Below are 17,752 nucleotides of genomic sequence, written 5' to 3' on the forward strand. Positions count from 1 at the left end.
CGGCGCAAGCCTGCAAGCGCCGAGCAGGAATCAAAGGCTGGGGCCGCGAGGTTTGAAATTTTAGGTCATAACTATTGACTCATATTGAAATATTCTTACGTTGATCGGGAAACCTCAAACGGAGCACGCCAATGTTGCTGCAACAGCTCTTTGCCAGCCGAACCCAGCGGATGAAAGCCTCGGAAATTCGCGAGTTGCTGAAGCTGCTGAACCGTCCCGGCCTTTTGTCCTTTGCCGGCGGGATCCCGGATCCGGCGTTGTTTCCGGCGGCGGAGTTTTCGGCTGCATTCCAGGACTGCCTGACGCCAGAACGCCAGTCCGAGGCGCTGCAATATTCCCTCAGCGAGGGCTATCTGCCGCTGCGCGAGTGGATCCGGGGGGAAATGGCGCGGATGGGCGTGGTCTGTGATGTCGACAACATCCTGATTACATCGGGCTCTCAGCAGGCGCTGGACTATCTGGGCAAGCTGTTTCTGTCGCCAAATGACACTGCGCTGGTGGGCTGGCCCACCTATCTGGGGGCGCTGGCGGCCTTCAACGCCTATGAGCCGCGCTATGACCAGCTGAATCCGGGGGGCAACCGATCTGCCCTCAGCTATCGGCAGGCGGCAGAGGCAGCGGGAAGTCAGGTCAAATTCGCCTATCTGTCGCCTGATTTTGCCAATCCCACCGGGCAGACCCTGTCGCAGCAGGACCGTGACGCGCTGTTGGATCTGAGCGAAGATCTGGGCTGCGCCATTGTCGAGGATGGGGCCTATCAGGCGCTGCGCTATGACGGCGACCAGATCCCGTCGATTCTGGGGCTGGAAATTGCCCGGCGCGGTGATCTGGAGCTATGCCGCACGATCTATTGCGGCTCTTTCTCCAAGACCTTGTCACCGGGGCTGCGGCTGGGCTGGGTGGTGGCGGCCAAACCAGTGATCGCACAGATGGTTCTGATGAAGCAGGCGGCAGACCTGCACTCGGCGACCTTGAACCAGATGGCGGTGCATCAGGTGGCAGAACGCTGTTTTGAAACCCATGTCGCGCAGCTGCGGCAGGCCTATGGCAACCGCCGCGATGCCATGCTTGCGGCGCTGCAGTCACATATGCCCCAGGGCATCACATGGACCCGCCCCGAAGGTGGAATGTTCGTCTGGCTGACCCTGCCTGCGCATATTGATGCCGCGGCACTTCTGGTGCGGGCGCTGGACGAGGAAAATATCGCCTTTGTCCCCGGCCAGGCCTTTTTCGCTGATGGCAACGGTGCCAATACGCTCCGGCTAAGCTTCTCTGTGCTGGCGCCAGAGGCGATTCACAGCGGGGTAGAGCGGCTCGGGCGTCTCTTGCAACAGGCCTAGGGCAAGGCGTAGGGGCGCCGCCTTCGCGGGGTTTTGACTGGATTTCGCGTCTGGATTGCGTCAGGTTGACCGGGATATGCGCGGGTTTGTTCTTGTCCTGATATGTTGGCTTGCGGCCTGTTCTGACAGGGTGGGACATTTTGCCGGGGTGCCCGCGACGCTGGTTGAGGTTAGCGGTAGCCGGTTTGAGGTTCGCCTGCGCGGCACCCTGGCCGAGGCGACTCGCGTCAATCCGCAATATGCGCCCCGACTGGGGCCGTTGCGCCAACAGGCCGCCACCGCCATGGCGCGGGTAAGCGGCTGCGAGGTGCGCGGAGTTCTTGGCGATCAGGCGGTCATGACCGGAATCTTGCACTGTTAGGGGCGTGGTAGCACGTCCACATCACTGTTTCCACGATCTGACGCCGCCAGGGGTGGGATGAGGCGGCTCTTGCTGCCTGTTTACATTGACATAACAGTCACGAAGCTGCTCGAGTCAGACAAACACAGAATCACTCAGGGGCGGCTTTGCGCTTTTCCAAACTCAGGCTTACTGGCTTCAAGAGCTTTGTTGATCCGACCGATTTGATTATCGGCGACGGGCTGACAGGCGTGGTCGGTCCGAATGGCTGTGGCAAGTCCAACCTGTTGGAGGCCCTGCGCTGGGTGATGGGGGAAACCCGCGCCAAGGCAATGCGCGGCGGCGGCATGGAGGATGTGATCTTTGCCGGCACTACCTCGCGTTCGGCCCGCAACTTTGCCGAAGTGAACCTGCTGATTGATAACTCGGATCGGCTGGCCCCGTCGGGGTTTAACGATGCAGATCAGCTAGAGATTGTGCGCCGGATCACCCGAGATGCGGGCAGCGCCTATAAATCCAATGGCACCGATGTGCGCGCGCGCGATGTGCAGATGCTCTTTGCCGATGCCTCGACCGGGGCGCATTCGCCGGCGCTGGTGCGTCAGGGGCAGATTTCTGAACTGATCAACGCCAAACCCAAGGCGCGGCGGCGCATTCTGGAAGAAGCGGCAGGGATTTCGGGGTTGTATCAGCGCCGCCATGAGGCGGAGCTGAAGCTGAAGAATACCGAGCAGAACCTCTTGCGTGTGGATGATGTGATCGAACAGCTGGCGGGGCAGCTGGGGCAGCTGGCCCGTCAGGCCCGACAAGCGCAACGCTATCGTGACATCGGCGAAAAATTGCGCCTGGCCGAGGGGATGTTGCTGTACCGCCGCTGGCGCGAGGCAGATGATGCCCGGCTGAGCGCGGAACAGGACCTGACCCTGCGCGTTACCCAGGCGGCCAAGGGCGAGGCGCTGTCGCGCGCGGCATCTGCCAATCGGGCCGAGGCCGAAGAAGGGCTGCCTGCCCTGCGCGAAGAACAGGCGATTGCCGCAGCGGTGCTGCAGCGGCTGGTGGTGCAGCGCGATTCGCTTGGTGACCAGGAATCCCAGGCGCGCCAAGCGATTGAACGGCTCGTCAGTCGTATCCAGCAGCTGGGCAATGATATCGACCGCGAAGGCGGGCTGAACCGCGATGCGGGCGACACGATTGAACGGCTCGACTGGGAACAAAAAGAACTGGCGAAGGCAAGCGAGGGCCATGAGGCCCGCCTGCAAGAGGCGGCCGATCTGGCGCGCGAGGCGGCCCAGATTCTTGAATCGCGTGAAGATCACTTGACGCAGCTGAACGAAGATGTGGCGCGGCTCGCGGCTCGCTATCAGTCGGCGCAGCGTCTGGTCGAGGACTGCCAGCGCACTTTGACCCGGGCTGAAAACGAAGGCGCCGCAGCGCAAGAGGCCCAGGATCACGCCGCCGAGGCGCTGGAGCTGGCAGGCGAAGGCTTTGAGGCGGCTCTCGCCACCGAGGAAGAGGCGCGCGAGGCGGCTGAACTGGCCGAAGAGACGCTGGCGGCGGCAGATGAGGCGCGCACCGATACCCAGGCGCTGGAATCCGCCGCCCGGGCGCAGCGATCCGAGGCCGAGGGCGAGCTGGGCGCCATCCGTGCTGAAGTCACCGCCCTGGCCAAATTGCTGGAACGCGACACCGCCGAAAGCGGCCAGATCCTGGATGAGCTGAGCGTATCTCCGGGCTATGAAAAGGCGCTGGGGGCGGCGCTGGCGGATGATCTGCGCGCGCCTTTGGCTGCGGCGGATGGTCCGACAGGGTGGCTGACCCTGCCGAGCTATGACCGCGATGTGCCCCTGCCGGATGGGGTGGATCCGCTGGCGAAATATGTCTCAGGGCCTGACGCTCTGGCGCGTCGTATTGGCCAGATTGGCCTTGTCGACAGTGACACCGCGCGCAGCCTGCAGGCAGATCTGCAGCCGGGGCAGCGGCTGGTCACCCTGGAGGGCGATATCTGGCGCTGGGATGGCTACCGCGCCTGGGCCGAGGATGCCCCCAGCGCGGCGGCGCTGCGGTTGGAACAGCTGAACCGGCTGGAATCCCTAAAGCAAGAGCTGGAGCGGGTCAGCGCCAAGGCTGATGGCACCCGTGCCGCGCATGAAACGCTGATGCGTCGCTTGGAAGAGGTGACCCAAGCCGATCAAAACGCCCGCCAGGCCCGGCGGGTGGCGGATCAGCGGGTGGCGGATGCGGCGCGCGCGCTCAGCCGGGCCGAGGCAGAGCGCAACCTGGCGGAAGGCAAGCTGGAAACCCTGGGCATTGCGGTGACGCGCCACGGCGAAGATGCGATGAATGCGGCGTTGCAGTTGTCGCAGGCCCAGACGGCCCAGGCCGATCTGGGAGATCTGGACGCTGCCCGTGCCGGGGTCGAAGACGTCAAACAGGCGGTCGAGGCGGCGCGTATTACCATGCTCACCCACCGGTCATCCCATGATGAGCTGCGCCGCGACGGCGAGGCGCGCATCAAACGCGCCCAGCAGGTGACAAAGGAACTGTCCGGCTGGCGCCACCGTCTGGAGACTGCCGAACGGCGTATCGCTGAACTGGCGGAACGGCGCGAGGCCTCGCAGGAAGAGCTGGAAGAAGCCCATGCCGTCCCTGCTGAACTCGCTGAAAAGCGCGAGGAGCTGAGCGAGGCCATTGAGGATGCAGAGGCGCGCAAGACCACGGCCTCGGAGGCGCTGGTTGCCGCAGAAAACAGCCTGCGTGAAAAGGTGCAGATCGAACGCGAAGCAGAGCGGCTCGCCTCGGAAGCGCGCGAGGCGCGGGCGCGCTCTGAAGCCCTGTGTGAGGCGGCGCGTGAAACCGTGACCCATGCGGCTGAACGGATCAGCGAAGTGCAGAATTGCAGCCCTCAGACCCTGTTGGAGCAGCTAGAGGTCAGCCCCGACCAGATGCCTGACGCCGAGGAGCTGGAGGCGGAAGTGAACCGGCACAAACGGCAGCGCGATGCCCTTGGCGCGGTGAACCTGCGCGCCGAGGAAGACGCCCGCGAAATTCAGACCGAACATGATGAGTTGGTCTCGGAAAAATTGGATCTGGAAGAGGCGATCAAAACCCTGCGCAGCGGTATTGCCAGCCTCAACCGCGAGGGGCGCGAACGGTTGCTGACCGCTTTTGAAGAGGTGAACGCCAGCTTTGCCAATCTCTTTACCCATCTGTTTGGCGGCGGCGAGGCCAATCTGGTGATGGTGGAAAGCGATGATCCCTTGGACGCGGGGCTGGAAATCATGTGCCAGCCACCGGGCAAGAAGCTGTCGACCCTGTCGCTGTTGTCCGGCGGCGAACAGACGCTGACGGCCATGGCGCTGATCTTTGCGGTGTTCCTGTCCAACCCGGCGCCGATCTGTGTGCTCGACGAGGTGGACGCGCCGCTGGACGATGCCAATGTGACCCGGTTCTGCGATCTCTTGGATGAAATGTGCCGCCAGACTGAAACCCGTTTTCTGATCATTACCCACCATGCGGTGACTATGGCGCGGATGGATCGGCTGTTTGGCGTCACGATGCAGGAAAAAGGCGTTAGTCAGCTGGTCTCTGTTGATCTGAAAAAGGCCGAAGCCCTTGTGGCCTAGGTGAAACCCGCGCAAGCTTTGATAGCTGGCGTCGGCATCGCGTTGTGGTCTTGGGGGAAAACAGGGCCAAACGGCCCCCTTGCCCCGCAGGGTGATGGTTTTATAACCAGAGGCGAGGTCGCTCGCGCCCATGACAAGAACAATACCAATCGGAGGACATTATGAACCTGACCAAATTTTTTGCAGTTGCCGCACTGGCAGCCACCCCATTCGCTGCCCATGCTGAAAATGTGACAGCCAAATCGGCCAGCAGCCTGCAATCTTTCTTTCTGAGTGAAGGTGCTGATGTCGAGCTGTTGACTGACAATGTTGGCGACCCGCAGCTGAACGTCACCCATTATGGTAGTGAGTTCACGATTTTTTATTATGGTTGCTCCGATAGCACCAACTGTGATTCCATTCAGTTTTATTCTGGCTATGCCAGCAATGGTGGTGTGCGGCTGAAAACAGTGAATGAATTCAACGCTGAAAAGCGCTGGGTGCGGGCCTATGTGGCGGATGATGGGTCCACCAAGCTGGAAATGGATGTCTATATGGGCGATGCGGGCATCAGCGCCGATGATTTTGCCACCACTGTAGGCCTGTGGTCGCGCCACATGAGCGATTTTGAAACAGCTATCGACTTCAACTAAAGCCAGCAGCCGCCAGGCCTGAAGGCGGCTGGACTGTTCTGGTGTTTTGTCTGGTTGGCTGGGGGCATGATATCCATCATGCCCCTTTTCTGTTGTGCCGCTCTGCCGGAGCTAGAGCCGTTTCAGCAGCGCCGGTGTTGGCCAGGCATCGGCGGGCAGGCCCAGGCGTTGCTGTTCGTTTTGCACGGCGGCGCGTGTTTTGGCGCCAAGGATGCCATCAACCTTGCCCACGTCATGGCCCAGGTTTTGCAACCGCTCCTGCAGTTGTTTCATCTGCGCGCTAGACAGCCCCTGATCGGGTTTGCCCGCGTTATAGATCGAAGCGCCCTCTAGGCGGTTGGCAAAGTATGCGGCGGTCAAAACATAGGTAAAGCTTTGGTTCCACTCAAAATAGACGTCAAAGTTGGGGTAGGCGAGAAAGGCCGGCCCCCGGTGCCCCTGCGGCAAAAGCAGAGAGGCCATCATATTGCCAGAGGCCAAAGACCCCTCTTTGGCGCGCAGGCCCTGGCGCTGCCAGTCCCGGACTGATAGCTTTGTTTCGGTGCCTGTTTGTGCCAGATCCAGATCGCGCGGCAGGGTGACCTCTTGCAGCCAGGGTTGTCCCGGCTGCCAGCCCAGATGCGACAGCATCTTGGCACCGGACATCAGCGCATCCGGCGCCGAGGTCTTGAGGCTGACATGGCCGTCGCCATCGGCATCAACCCCGTTGTCGAGAATATCCTGCGGCAGCATCTGTACCATGCCAATTTCGCCCGCCCAGGCGCCGGTGGTTCTGGCGGGATCAAAATTGCCCCTCTTGTACAGTTCCAGCGCGGCAAAGATCTGCGGGCGGAACAACGCGGGGCGGCGGCAATCATGCGCCAGGGTCATCAGCGCATCGCGGGTGTTGAAATCCCCCTGAAAGGCACCGTAGTCGGTTTCAAACGCCCAGAAGGCCAGCAAAACACCGCGATTGATGCCATAGGTGGCCTCGATCCGGCGAAAGGTGCTGTCGTATTTCTGCGCCATGGAACGCCCGCGGTCGATACGGTTTTGTGAAATTAGGTGGCGCGAAAAGTCGATGAAGGGTTTTTGAAACACCCCCTGGGCGCGGTCCGCCCTGAGCACCTTTGGATCCTGACGCGCGCCTTTGAAAAAACCGTTGACCGTGGTGCGATCATAGCCTGCGGTCAGGGCCTCTTGTTTCAGGGACGCCACAAAGCCGGAGAAGCTGCCGCCACATTGGGCGAGGGCCACAGAGGGCATCAGCAGGGCGGCAAGGGCGAGGGGCAAAATGCGCATGTCGGGCGGTCCTTGATGAAGCTCTAAAGCAACGTATGTGCTAAAAGATGACGGTAAAAGCAACCAGAAGCCCCAGCCCCAGGGCCCAGGTCTGCCAAAGAACATCGCAGCAGCGCCGGATGGCGGGTCCGGTTATGCTCTTGGTGCCAGCCGCATTGACCCAGGCAAAGTTGTGCATTTCGCCATCGTAAGATCGCGGCCCGGCCAGAGAGAGCCCGAGCGCGCGCGCCATGGCAGCTTCGGGCCAGCCGGCATTGGGCGAGCGGTGCCGGGCTGCATCCTGGCCAATGGCAGGCCAGTCACGCAGGCAACCGCCGACCGTGGCCATCAGCACTGCCGTTAGCCGCGCGGGCAGCAGGTTGACCAGATCATCCAGCCGCGCTGTGGCCCAGCCAAAATCGCGGTATCGGGCATTGCGATACCCGATCATGCTGTCGCCTGTGTTGATCATCTTATAGGCCAGCAATCCCGGTAGACCGGCCAGCAGGAACCAAAAGGCCGGGGCGACCACCCCATCCGACATGTTTTCCGCGCCGCTCTCGATGGCGGAACGCGCAACCTGTGGTCCTGTCATGGTTTCGGTGTCGCGGCTGACGATCATCGCCACTGCCGCGCGGCCTTTGGCCAGCGATTGCGACAGCCCTTCGGCCACGGCGTGCAGGTGTTGTACCAGCGAACGCTGCGCCAAAAGGATGGTGGCAATCAGCACTTCGACAAATGGGCCAAACAGCGACAGGAGCCAGCCGAGGGTCAAGCCCAGCCCAAGCAGGCTGCCGGCGGCCAGCATCCCTTTGGCGCGCTTGGCCGTTCCAGCGTTCAGCCGGTTGTCCAGCCAGGTGACGCATTTGCCCATCAAGACCGCCGGGTGTGGCACCCGCGACCAGAGCCAGCCTGGCTCTCCCAGCAGGGCATCGAGCAAGAGCGCCAGCAGCAGCATTTCGGCGGTGTTCATAGCGCGGCCTCCAGCCGATCCCAGCCGGACGCGGGTGGCAGGCCAAGACGGATATAGGTTTCAGAGTAGGGGAAGGTGCGGCTCCAGATATGAGCCTTGGCCAGACGGTTCTGCCAGGCGGCGGCCTCGTCCACCTCATAGAGGCGAAACAAATCGGTGCCGCCGACCAGTCGGGCGCCCCGCTTGGTTGCCAGTTGATCCAGGCGTATCGCGTCGCGGGCAAGGCTCTGGCGGGTCTGGCTGGCCCAGTGATGATCCTGCAGGGCTTTGATCCCGGTCTTGAGCGCCGGGCCAGAGACGGCCCAGGGCCCCTGAATATGCGCCAGCGCCTGGATTAAGGCCGGATCGCCAATGGCAAATCCCAGCCGCATCCCGGCAAGGCCCCAAAATTTTCCAAAGCTTTTCAGCACGACCACACCAGGGCGCGCGGCCATATGGATCAGGCTCTGATCGGGGCAGATGTCGCAGAAACTCTCGTCGATGATGGTGAATGGCGCATCCAGTTCCGCCGCGCGCCACAGACGGCCGTCGGGGTTGTTGGGATGCACGGCCACCTGTGCGGCGGTTGCTGCCGCAGCGCAAATGGACCAGCCATGATGCGCGAAGGCCGCAGCATGTTCGTTATAGGTGGGCGTTTCGATCCTGACCTGAGCCGCAGGGACAAGGCCGGGCAACAGGGCAATCAGCGCCGAGGCTCCGGGCGCAGGCAGAACCGCAGCCCCGTCGGGCACCGACCAGAATTGTCGCGCGGCCTGTTGCAGCGCCTCATTGGCGGCACTGTCCGGCAGGGCGGTCCAATCTGTGTCAGTGAAAAACGGTAGCGGATAGGGGGTGGGATTGATCCCGGTCGAGAGATCAATCCAAGTGGCGCGCGCCCCGCCATATCGGGTGATGGCGGCGCTCAGGTTGCCGCCATGGTCGCGCTGGGTGGCGCCGGTTTCTATCCTGGCTTCAGACGTTTTTGCCGACATGGAAAAGGCTCCGACCTGCTATCAACCCCACCGCATATCGCGAGTGTGCCATGCGGGTATGAAACAGGCCAGAGCATAAGGCAAGCCAGCTCTGCCGGGCCGTTCTGGGGTGGGGCCGGGCAGGGGTTAGCCGCGATTATGTGGGGCCATCCAGTCGATATCCGGGTTCACCGGAATGATGCGGTAGGGGTTTATGGTGTCATGGCTGTAGTGATAGTGGCGCACGATATGGTCCATGCCCACGGTGTCGGCAACACCAGGAATCTGAAACAGTTCGCGGCAATAGGCCCAGAGATTGGGATAGTCGATGATCCGCTTCTTGTTGCATTTGAAATGCAGGTGATAGACTGGATCAAACCGCAGCAGCGTGGTGAACAGGCGCCAGTCTGCTTCGGTCAGTTCTGTGCCCATCAGATAGCGATGCTGCGACAGCAGATCTTCCAGCCAGTCAAGCGAGTCAAACAACGGCCCCACGGCGGCGTCATAGGCCTCTTGGCTGGTGGCAAATCCACATCTGTAGACGCCATTATTCACCGTGTCATAGACCCGCGTATTGACCGCCTCGATTGGCTCGCGCAGCTCTTCCGGCCAAAAATCACGGGTGTTGCCGGTGATGTCATCAAAGGCCGAATTGAACATGCGAATGATCTCGGCGCTTTCGTTTGACACGATGGTGCCGCGTTGCTTGTCCCAGAGGATCGGGACGGTGACGCGGCCGGAGTATTTGGGATCGGCACGTGTATAGATCTGATGCGCATAGTCGGACTGAAACAGATGATCGCCGGTGGCACCATGGTCGTCGCGCTCAAAGGTCCAGCCGTCGCCCAGCATGTCAGGATGCACAACCGAGACCGAGATATGATCTTCCAGTCCTTTCAGGGCGCGAAAAATCAGGGTGCGATGGGCCCAGGGGCAGGCCAGCGAGACATAAAGATGATAGCGTCCGCTTTCGGCCTGAAAGCCATCCTTGCCGCTGGGACCAGCGCTGCCATCCGGCGTGATCCAATTGCGAAACTGCGATTTGGAACGCTCAAAGGCACCGCCGGTTGATTTGGTATCATACCACTGATCTTTCCAGATCCCGTCAATCAAAAGTCCCATGGGCGCATCTCTCCTCAACTGCGGGCGGGCCAGCCCGTCGGTGTATCGTCGTTGCATCACAGATAGGCGCAGCTGGCGTTCAGGCCTAGGCTTGTGGTCGCGCAGGGGCTCTGCATCGGCGCACATCACACCTGGGTGTTGCAGGCAGACGGCGCGGTTGTCTCAAAATGTTCACTTGATTTTATCCATTTTCAAGTCACCCTCAGAAGGGAAAGACACAGCCGACCCGGATGCGATTCTCCATCGCTCGTTCACTTGCAAAAAGGGCCACTGCCATGACCACCTATGTGCCAAAAGCTGTACAAGAGGCGCTGGATGCTGCGCGCGTTTCGGGCCTGAAAAAGAAAAGCCGCCTGCGGGTGGCTGTCGATGGTGGCTATTTTCCGGTGCTGCGCACCTGGAAGAATGGCTTTTCTGTCGAAGAGGCATTTGTGCCGCAGCTGCGTGGGCTGGTCGATATTTATGATGGCGCGCGCCATGTGTCGCAGTGCCTGATCGTCGCCTCCGAGGCCGAGGGCGGTGAAATGCGCTATGAGTTTAAGCGTTCCACCGCAGCAGCGGCCAGCGCCCCGCTGGATTTCTACCGCGCCCCGGATGCGCCGGTGGGTCTGCTGGGCAATGAGGGCGCCGAAAGCCGCCTTGGATAACGACAGCGCGTTCATCTGTGCTGCACAGGCCTAGGCCAGAATGAAAAAAGACCCGCAGTCGGATGGCTGCGGGTCTTTTGTTTAGCGGGTCTTTGGATGTTTCACTGCAGGTCTGAAAAGGCCCGCGCCAGACGTTCGCCTGCCTCGATCACGCGGCTGCGCTGGGTGCCCATGTTGAAGCGCAGGAAGGTTTCGCCGCCGGTGCCAAAGGTGGTGCCATGGTTGGCAGCAATGCCGGCCCCCTGTTCAACCCGTTTTGTGAATTCTTCCCGGCTCATCCCGGTGCCGGAAAAATCAACCCATGACAGATATGTCGCCTGCAGCTTCATCGTGCTGAGGCCGGGAATTTCCGCGATGGCGGCATCAAAGACCTGACGGTTGCCATCGATATAGGCGACCAGCTCATCCGCCCATTTGGCACCTTCGGGCGAATAGACCGCCGCGGTGGCCAGCTGTCCGGCTGAATTTGGCGCCAGCGCCAGCGCCAGCATGCGGCGCTGAAATTTTTCCCGCAGATCGGGGTCGGGGATGATCACCTGCCCGGTGTGCAGCCCGGCAAAGTTAAAGGTCTTGGACGGAGCGGTCAGCATCAGCAACCGGTCAGTGATCTCGGGGACCGCGTTCTGCATCGGGATATGTGTCGCGCCATCAAACACCAGATCGTGGTGGATTTCATCCGACAGCAGGATCAGGTCATGGCGTTTGGCAAAATCCGCCACCGCCTGCAACTCTTCCTGGGTCCAGACGCGGCCGCCGGGGTTATGCGGTGAACAGAGGATGACCATCTTTTCCTTGCCGGTCATCTGGGCGTCATAGGCTGCCATATCCATTTCATAGCGGCCGTTTTCATTGATCATCTGGCATTCGACCACTTCGCGGCCGGCATTGTTAATGACCTTGGCAAAGGCGTGATAGACAGGCGTGAACAGAACGATGCCGTCGCCTGGCTGGGTGAAGGTATCCAGGCACATGCCAACGCCGTTCACCAGGCCGGTGGTGGTAAAGATCGCCTCTGGCTCGACAGTCCAGCCATGACGGTTTTGCATCCACCAGCAAATCGCATCCTTGTAGGGGGTGTCACAGTTGACATAGCCATAGATCCCGTGATCGGCCATTTCGCGCATCTTGTCTGTGACCATGGGTGGCACGGCAAAATCCATATCCGCGACCCACATCGCCAGCCCATCATCAGGAGAGACGCCATAGAGGCTCTCCATGTAGTCCCATTTGGCGCAATAGGTGCCGCGACGGTCAATGATGCTGTCAAAATCCATGAGATCCTCCGGTTGTTTTCAGCGAAGCTAGCGGCAAACGCGCCATGTGCAAGCGGATCCGTGCTTTCAGCCCGCGATGGCTTGGCGCCTGCGGTACTTTTTGGGCGGCGGGCAGGGATCTGCGGTGCCTAGCCGTTGCAGTGATGGGGGCAATGGCCTAAATCACCCCCATGAAACATTCGATCCTGATCCATCCTGATCCCCGTTTGAAAAAGGTCTGCGCCCCGGTGTCGGATCTTTCGGATAAACTGCGTCTGCTGGCCGATGACATGCTGGAAACCATGTATGCGGCCCCCGGCATTGGCCTGGCTGCGCCGCAGATCGGGGTTCTGGATCGCCTGATCGTGCTGGATTGCGAAAAGGCCGAGGGTGTCGCGGCCAAGCCTCTGGTGATGTTCAACCCTGAAGTCATCGCCGCCTCGGACGAGACAAACGTCTATGACGAAGGCTGCCTGTCGATCCCGGACCAATATGCCGAAGTGACCCGCCCCAAAGAGGTCGAGGTGCAGTGGGTGGACCGGAACGGAAAGGTGCAGCGCGAGACCTTTGATGGGCTTTGGGCCACCTGTGTCCAGCATGAAATCGACCATCTGCAAGGCAAGCTGTTCATCGACTACCTGAAACCGTTGAAGCGGCAGATGATCACGCGCAAGATGCAAAAGCTTAAGCGCGAAATGGCGCGGGACTGACGGGGATGGCGCTCTTGCCGATCGTTCAGTGGCCCGATCCCGGCCTGTCGACCCACTGCGCTGCGGTGGGCGATGAGGATCTGACAGGGCTGATCGCGGATATGTTTGATACCATGTATGACGCGCCGGGGCGCGGCCTGGCTGCGCCGCAGGTCGGGGTGTTGAAACGGCTGTTCGTGATGGATGTCAGCTGGAAAGAGGGCGCGCCGGCGCCGCTGGTGATGATCAATCCCGAAATCCTGTCTTTTGGCGAGGCCCAGCAGCCGGGTGAAGAAGGCTGCCTGTCCATACCAGGCGTTCTTGTGGCAGTGCAGCGCCCCACCACCGTGACACTGCGCTGGCAGGACGCTGGGCGCGCCTGGCAGCAGGGACGCTTTGATGGTTTTGCCGCCCGCTGCATTCAGCATGAATATGACCACCTTGATGGGCTTGTCACCTTTGACCGGCTGGGCCCTGCGGCCCGCGCCGAGGCGGAAGGCACCTATCGCCGCACTCTGGAGAGTTCTGCATGACCGCACGTATTTGCCTGCCCTGGCCCGACAAACGCCTGCGGACTGCGGCGGCCCCGGTAGATGAAATCACCGATGAAATCTGCCAGATCTGGCAGGATATGATCGACACGATGGAGGCGATGCCCGGTGTTGGACTTGGTGCCAATCAGATCGGGGTGATGCTGCGCCTTGCGGTGGTTGATGGCTCCAAGGAGCGTGGCCGCGCTGTGCGGATGGCCAATCCCGAGGTGTTGCATGCCTCCACTCAGTTGCGCGAACACGAAGAAGCCAGCCCCAATCTGCCTGGTGTCTCGGCCAAGATTAAACGCCCGCGTGCCGTCACCGTGCGCTACATGGATGAAACCGGCGCGATGACGGAACGCGATTTTGTCGGCATCGAGGCCACCAGCGTACAGCATCAGATCGACCACTTGAACGGCAAGCTGTATTTTGATCACCTCAGCAAGGTGAAGCGTGACATGCTGATAAAGAAATCCAGGAAATTGAACGGCTAAAAGCCAGGGAGCAGCTCCATGCGCATCATCTTTATGGGAACGCCGGATTTTTCGGTGCCGGTATTGGACGCGCTGGTTGCAGCGGGACATGACATCGCCGCCGTCTATTGCCAGCCCCCGCGCCCCGCAGGGCGCGGCAAGAAGGATCGGCCGACCCCTGTGCATGCCCGCGCGCTTGAACTGGGTTTTGAGGTGCGCCATCCGGTATCGCTGAAGGGCGCGGCCGAACAAGAGGCCTTTGCGGCCTTGCAGGCGGATGTTGCAGTGGTTGTAGCCTACGGGCTGATCCTGCCGCAGGCGGTATTGGATGCGCCGAAACGCGGCTGTCTGAATATTCATGCCAGCCTGCTGCCGCGGTGGCGCGGCGCAGCCCCCATTCATCGCGCGATCATGGCAGGGGATGAGGAAACCGGCGTCTGCATCATGCAGATGGAGGCAGGTCTGGATACCGGCCCGGTGCTGCTGCGCGAAGGCACCCCCATTGGTGCAGAAGAAACCACCAGCCAGCTGCACGACCGCCTGTCAGACATGGGTGCCTCGCTGATTGTCACCGCGCTTGGCCATCTCGATGGGCTGTCGCCGCAGGTGCAACCCGATGAGGGCGTGACCTATGCCGCCAAGATCGACAAGGCCGAAGCGCAGATCGACTGGACACAGCCCGCCGAGGAGGTCGACCGCAAGATCCGCGGGCTGTCGCCTTTTCCCGGTGCCTGGGTGGAAATTGATGGTCAGCGGGTCAAGTTGCTGGCCTCGCGTTTGGCGAGCGGAACTGGCCAGCCGGGGCAGGTGCTGGATGGTGATCGCCTGACCATTGCCTGTGGCACGGGCGACGGTGCTGGCGCGATTGAGCTTTTGCGGTTGCAACGGGCCGGTAAAGGCGCGCAGGATCGCGACATATTTGTGCTGGGCTTTCCGCTGGAAAGTGGTCGTCAGCTATAAGGAGAGCGTGGCGATGTTTTTAGCCCTGACGGGAACCATGGTGATCGCCGGGATCACCGGCTATATTGCCGAGAAAAGCGGCTTTACTCAGAATGGCTATCTGGCGTCGATCATCATCTGTATCGGCGGAGCCTTTCTGTTTTATTTCATGCGGATCATGTTCGGCCTTGGCTTTGTATCGCCGGGGGTGAACGCCATCCTGTCCTCTATCGGTGCGCTGATCATAGTGCCGTTCCACTGGCGCCGCTGAGGGAGAGCTTTCATGGCTATTATCTTTCTGATCATCATTGGCGCTGCGGCAGGCTTTCTGGCAACGCGGATCATGGGGCTTGAGCTGGATATCATCTCCACTGTGGTGATTGGCATCGCGGGTGCATTGATTGGCGGGCTGGTTTTGCGGATGCTGCTGTCGGTGATGGGGATGATGGCCGGGCTGGTGGGCGCGGTTCTTGGGGCGCTGGTGCTGATCTGGCTTTGGCAAGTCTATGTCAAACGCTAGCAGCACGGGCTGACGTGATCTGCCCAACCGGGCTGGCCTGGCCTAGCTGCGCGGTGGGCGGCTTTTGTAGACAGGTAGATGCCAGCCAAAAGCGATAGAGCCCGCCCGCAACCCCCAGCACACGCCTGCGCAGAGAATAAGCGCCAGCCCCGATGTGATGCCAAGTGAAATTGCGGCAACGGCGACAATGGCCCCGATCATGGCGCAGCTGATGTATAGCTCGCCTTGTTTCAGCACCAGGGGGACCTCGCCCACCACCACATCGCGCATCAAACCGCCAAGGCTCCCGGTGGCCATGCCCATCAAGACGACGATGACGGCGGGTTTGCCCATCGACAGGGCCGCGCCAGTGCCGGCAGATACCGCGATAGCAAGGGCAAAACTGTCCAGCCAGATCACCCAGCGCAGGCGGCTTTCGACAAGATGGGCGGTGAAGAACACCACCACCGCCGCACCGGATGCCAGCAGAATGAAATTGGGATCACCGACCCAAAACACCTGATCGCGGTTCAGCAACAAATCCCGTACCGTGCCGCCGCCCACCGCCGTCAGGCAGGAAATGAAGGCAAAACCGACGATATCCAGCTGCGCCCGGCTGGCCACCAGCGCCCCGGTCAGGGCAAAGACCAGAACCGAGGCGTAATCCAGCAGGGTGACCAGGGTCATGGCTGTCTCTCCCGGATCCCTGTCGCGCCAGTCATGCTTTTGATTTGCTCTTTTTGAAGGGGGCCATGCCCGCGCGGGCGAGCTCATCCGCGCGTTCGTTCTCGGGGTGGCCTGCGTGGCCCTTGACCCATTCCCAGGTGACCTGGTGGCGGTTTTGGGCGGCATCAAGGCGCTGCCAAAGCTCGACGTTTTTCACCGGCTTTTTGGCGGCATTCTTCCAGCCGTTCTTCTTCCAGCCAAAAATCCAGCCGGTGATGCCGTTTTTCACATAGTTGCTGTCGGTCACCACGGTCAGCGTCGAGGGCCGGTCCAGGCTTTCAAGGGCATTGATGGCCGCCAAAAGCTCCATCCGGTTGTTGGTGGTATTGGCCTCGCCGCCCTTCAGTTCTTTTTCTTTGACCACGGTATCGCCGTCCATGGCCCGCAACAGCGCACCCCAGCCTCCGGGGCCGGGATTGCCGGAACAGGCACCATCGGTATAGGCATAAAGTTTAGCCATGGGTCGCCACCGAAATCCAGCGGGCCATCTTGCCGTCCAGGCCTTCGCCCTTGCCATAAGAACAATCCAGCACGGTAAAACCGGCAGTCTTGAGCAGATTTTTCAATTCATCTTCCTTGTAGTAGGTATAAAGCCGCCCCAGGGTGTCGCGGGCCTCGCCCTTACCCAGCTTCAGCGCGATATAAAAGGCACCTTTGGGTTTGAGGCTGCACTTTATCGCTGCCAGATGCAGCGGCAGGTCCTGACGCGGGGCGTGCAACAGGCTGAAGTTGGCCCAGACCCCATCATAGATGGCGTCTTGTGCGAGGTCGCAAAAGGTTGCCTGCCAGGCGGTGACGCCGTCTTGGGCATTGGCCAGCGCAACCATTTCGCGCGAGGCATCCATGGCATCTGCCCGCAATCCCGCCTTGGCCATCACCAGGGCCGAGGTGCCGGGGCCACAGCCAAGATCCAGCACGCGCCCGCCTGTGGGGCAGGCAGCAATGAAGCTCTGCAGGCGCGGATCCTGCAACAGATGATCGCGATTCCTGGCGGCATAATCCGCTGCGCGGGTGTCATAGATCTGCAGGGTTTCGGGATCGCTCATCATCGGACCTCTAGGCGCGTTCCAGGGCCAGGCGGGTGGCAAGACCGGCAAAAATGGCGGCAAACCCCCGGTTGAGCCAGGTCACCACGGTTTCAGAGCCAAGCACAAATTGCCGGGCCTGGGCGGCAAAGACCCCATAGAGCACAAAGACCACAAAGGTGAGCGCCATGAAGACCGCGCCCATCGCGCCCATTTCAAGTGTCGCGGATGCGGGATCCCCCGACAGAAACGGCGGCAAGAGTGCCAGAAAGAAGATCGACAGTTTTGGGTTGAGGATATTGATCAGGGCACCGCGTTGGGCAATGCGCAGGCGTGCTTGCGGCTTGGCCACCGAGGTGATGCTGAGCGCTCCGCCTGCGCGCAGGGCCTGCCAGGCCAGATAAAGCAGGTAAAGCACCCCAAGGATTTTGACGATCTGAAACAAGACCGCCGAGCTGTGCAGTACCGCAGCCAGCCCCAGCGTCGCAGCGGTGAGATGGGGCAGGATGCCAAGGGTGCAGCCCAGGGCGGCCCAGATTGCAGCGCGCGCCCCTTGGCCAAGCCCCAGTGCAAGCGTGTAGAGAACGCCGGTGCCGGGGGCCAGAACAACCACAAGGGCGGTCATCAGAAACTGTGTCGAAATCATCAGTATATCCCTTTGCAATGCGCGTTTGGCCAATCGGGCATTGGGTGCAGCCTAGGTGCAAGCGGCGCAGCCGTAAACCGGC

Annotated in this window: 20 protein-coding genes; 11 read left to right on the top strand and 9 right to left on the bottom strand. The window is 61.1% G+C overall.

All coding sequences use genetic code 11. From position 1 onward, the window contains the following. The first annotated feature begins 131 nt into the window (after positions 1-131). The 4 genes from P2081_RS17300 (at position 132) to P2081_RS17315 (ending at position 5,935) form a co-directional block, all read left to right on the top strand. Positions 132-1,340 carry an aminotransferase-like domain-containing protein gene (locus tag P2081_RS17300; protein ID WP_278924116.1) on the top strand — a complete coding sequence of 403 codons (1,209 nt, stop codon included), beginning with the start codon at positions 132-134 and terminating at the stop codon, positions 1,338-1,340. 76 nt (positions 1,341-1,416) lie between these two features. Continuing rightward, entirely contained in the window at positions 1,417-1,701 is a 285-nt protein-coding gene (locus P2081_RS17305) for a hypothetical protein (RefSeq protein WP_278924117.1), read from the top strand. A gap of 146 nt (positions 1,702-1,847) precedes the next feature. Continuing rightward, a complete protein-coding gene (locus tag P2081_RS17310; protein ID WP_278924118.1) occupies positions 1,848-5,303 on the top strand; it encodes a chromosome segregation SMC family protein in 3,456 nt (1,151 codons plus the stop codon). A gap of 161 nt (positions 5,304-5,464) precedes the next feature. Further along, a complete protein-coding gene (locus P2081_RS17315; protein WP_278924119.1) occupies positions 5,465-5,935 on the top strand; it encodes a YbjN domain-containing protein in 471 nt (156 codons plus the stop codon). A gap of 111 nt (positions 5,936-6,046) precedes the next feature. On the opposite strand, the gene P2081_RS17320 is transcribed toward P2081_RS17315, so the two are convergent. The 4 genes from P2081_RS17320 to P2081_RS17335 all read right to left on the bottom strand — a co-directional run bounded on the left by P2081_RS17320 (position 6,047) and on the right by P2081_RS17335 (position 10,240). Beyond that, positions 6,047-7,216 carry a lytic murein transglycosylase gene (locus tag P2081_RS17320; RefSeq protein WP_278924120.1) on the bottom strand — a complete coding sequence of 390 codons (1,170 nt, stop codon included), beginning with the start codon at positions 7,214-7,216 and terminating at the stop codon, positions 6,047-6,049. Positions 7,217-7,256: 40 nt separating this feature from the next. Further along, a complete protein-coding gene (cbiB, locus tag P2081_RS17325; protein WP_278924121.1) occupies positions 7,257-8,168 on the bottom strand; it encodes an adenosylcobinamide-phosphate synthase CbiB in 912 nt (303 codons plus the stop codon). Continuing rightward, on the bottom strand, positions 8,165-9,139 hold the full coding sequence (locus tag P2081_RS17330; RefSeq protein ID WP_278924122.1) for a threonine-phosphate decarboxylase: 975 nt from the start codon (positions 9,137-9,139) through the stop codon (positions 8,165-8,167). The genes cbiB and P2081_RS17330 overlap by 4 nt, the downstream gene beginning before the upstream one ends. 126 nt (positions 9,140-9,265) lie before the next feature. Further along, positions 9,266-10,240, bottom strand: a complete 975-nt coding sequence (locus P2081_RS17335) for a glutathione S-transferase family protein (protein ID WP_278924123.1) — start codon at positions 10,238-10,240, stop codon at positions 9,266-9,268. 275 nt (positions 10,241-10,515) lie between these two features. On the opposite strand from P2081_RS17335, the gene P2081_RS17340 reads away from it, so the two are divergent. Beyond that, positions 10,516-10,887: a hypothetical protein gene (locus P2081_RS17340; protein WP_278924124.1), complete on the top strand. Its 372-nt coding sequence runs from the start codon at positions 10,516-10,518 to the stop codon at positions 10,885-10,887. 101 nt (positions 10,888-10,988) lie between these two features. Here P2081_RS17340 and P2081_RS17345 read toward each other — a convergent pair whose 3' ends face one another. Then, positions 10,989-12,161: a MalY/PatB family protein gene (locus P2081_RS17345; RefSeq protein WP_278924125.1), complete on the bottom strand. Its 1,173-nt coding sequence runs from the start codon at positions 12,159-12,161 to the stop codon at positions 10,989-10,991. A gap of 170 nt (positions 12,162-12,331) precedes the next feature. Between P2081_RS17345 and def (P2081_RS17350) the strand changes: the two genes are divergently transcribed. The 6 genes from def (P2081_RS17350) to P2081_RS17375 are packed head-to-tail and all read left to right on the top strand — an operon-like array spanning position 12,332 to position 15,294. After that, positions 12,332-12,850 carry a peptide deformylase gene (def, locus tag P2081_RS17350; protein WP_278924126.1) on the top strand — a complete coding sequence of 173 codons (519 nt, stop codon included), beginning with the start codon at positions 12,332-12,334 and terminating at the stop codon, positions 12,848-12,850. A 5-nt stretch (positions 12,851-12,855) separates the two neighbouring features. Further along, positions 12,856-13,362, top strand: a complete 507-nt coding sequence (gene def, locus P2081_RS17355) for a peptide deformylase (protein WP_278924127.1) — start codon at positions 12,856-12,858, stop codon at positions 13,360-13,362. Continuing rightward, a complete protein-coding gene (gene def / locus P2081_RS17360) occupies positions 13,359-13,856 on the top strand; it encodes a peptide deformylase (protein ID WP_278924128.1) in 498 nt (165 codons plus the stop codon). The genes def (P2081_RS17355) and def (P2081_RS17360) overlap by 4 nt, the downstream gene beginning before the upstream one ends. 18 nt (positions 13,857-13,874) lie before the next feature. Continuing rightward, a complete protein-coding gene (gene fmt, locus P2081_RS17365) occupies positions 13,875-14,795 on the top strand; it encodes a methionyl-tRNA formyltransferase (protein ID WP_278924129.1) in 921 nt (306 codons plus the stop codon). A gap of 13 nt (positions 14,796-14,808) precedes the next feature. Beyond that, positions 14,809-15,045, top strand: coding sequence for a hypothetical protein (locus P2081_RS17370; RefSeq protein ID WP_278924130.1), 237 nt, complete (start codon positions 14,809-14,811; stop codon positions 15,043-15,045). 12 nt (positions 15,046-15,057) lie between these two features. Then, on the top strand, positions 15,058-15,294 hold the full coding sequence (locus P2081_RS17375) for a GlsB/YeaQ/YmgE family stress response membrane protein (protein WP_278924131.1): 237 nt from the start codon (positions 15,058-15,060) through the stop codon (positions 15,292-15,294). 42 nt (positions 15,295-15,336) lie between these two features. Here the strand turns inward: P2081_RS17375 and P2081_RS17380 are convergent, their stop codons facing one another. From P2081_RS17380 to P2081_RS17395, 4 genes are read right to left on the bottom strand one after another with little or no spacing between them, the layout of a single operon-like run. Further along, entirely contained in the window at positions 15,337-15,960 is a 624-nt protein-coding gene (locus tag P2081_RS17380; protein ID WP_278924132.1) for a trimeric intracellular cation channel family protein, read from the bottom strand. Between the two features lie 31 nt (positions 15,961-15,991). Next, the gene (gene rnhA / locus P2081_RS17385; RefSeq protein ID WP_278924133.1) at positions 15,992-16,459 is read right to left on the bottom strand and encodes a ribonuclease HI; all 468 of its coding nucleotides are present in this window, start codon (positions 16,457-16,459) and stop codon (positions 15,992-15,994) included. Continuing rightward, the gene (locus P2081_RS17390) at positions 16,452-17,045 is read right to left on the bottom strand and encodes a class I SAM-dependent DNA methyltransferase (protein WP_278924173.1); all 594 of its coding nucleotides are present in this window, start codon (positions 17,043-17,045) and stop codon (positions 16,452-16,454) included. Before P2081_RS17390 ends, rnhA begins: the two co-directional genes overlap by 8 nt. Positions 17,046-17,055: 10 nt before the next feature. Beyond that, on the bottom strand, positions 17,056-17,670 hold the full coding sequence (locus tag P2081_RS17395) for a LysE family translocator (RefSeq protein ID WP_278924134.1): 615 nt from the start codon (positions 17,668-17,670) through the stop codon (positions 17,056-17,058). Positions 17,671-17,752 lie beyond the last annotated feature (82 nt).

Source organism: Pseudophaeobacter profundi, from assembly GCF_029697505.1.
In the GTDB taxonomy this organism is placed as follows: Bacteria; Pseudomonadota; Alphaproteobacteria; order Rhodobacterales; family Rhodobacteraceae; genus Pseudophaeobacter; species Pseudophaeobacter profundi.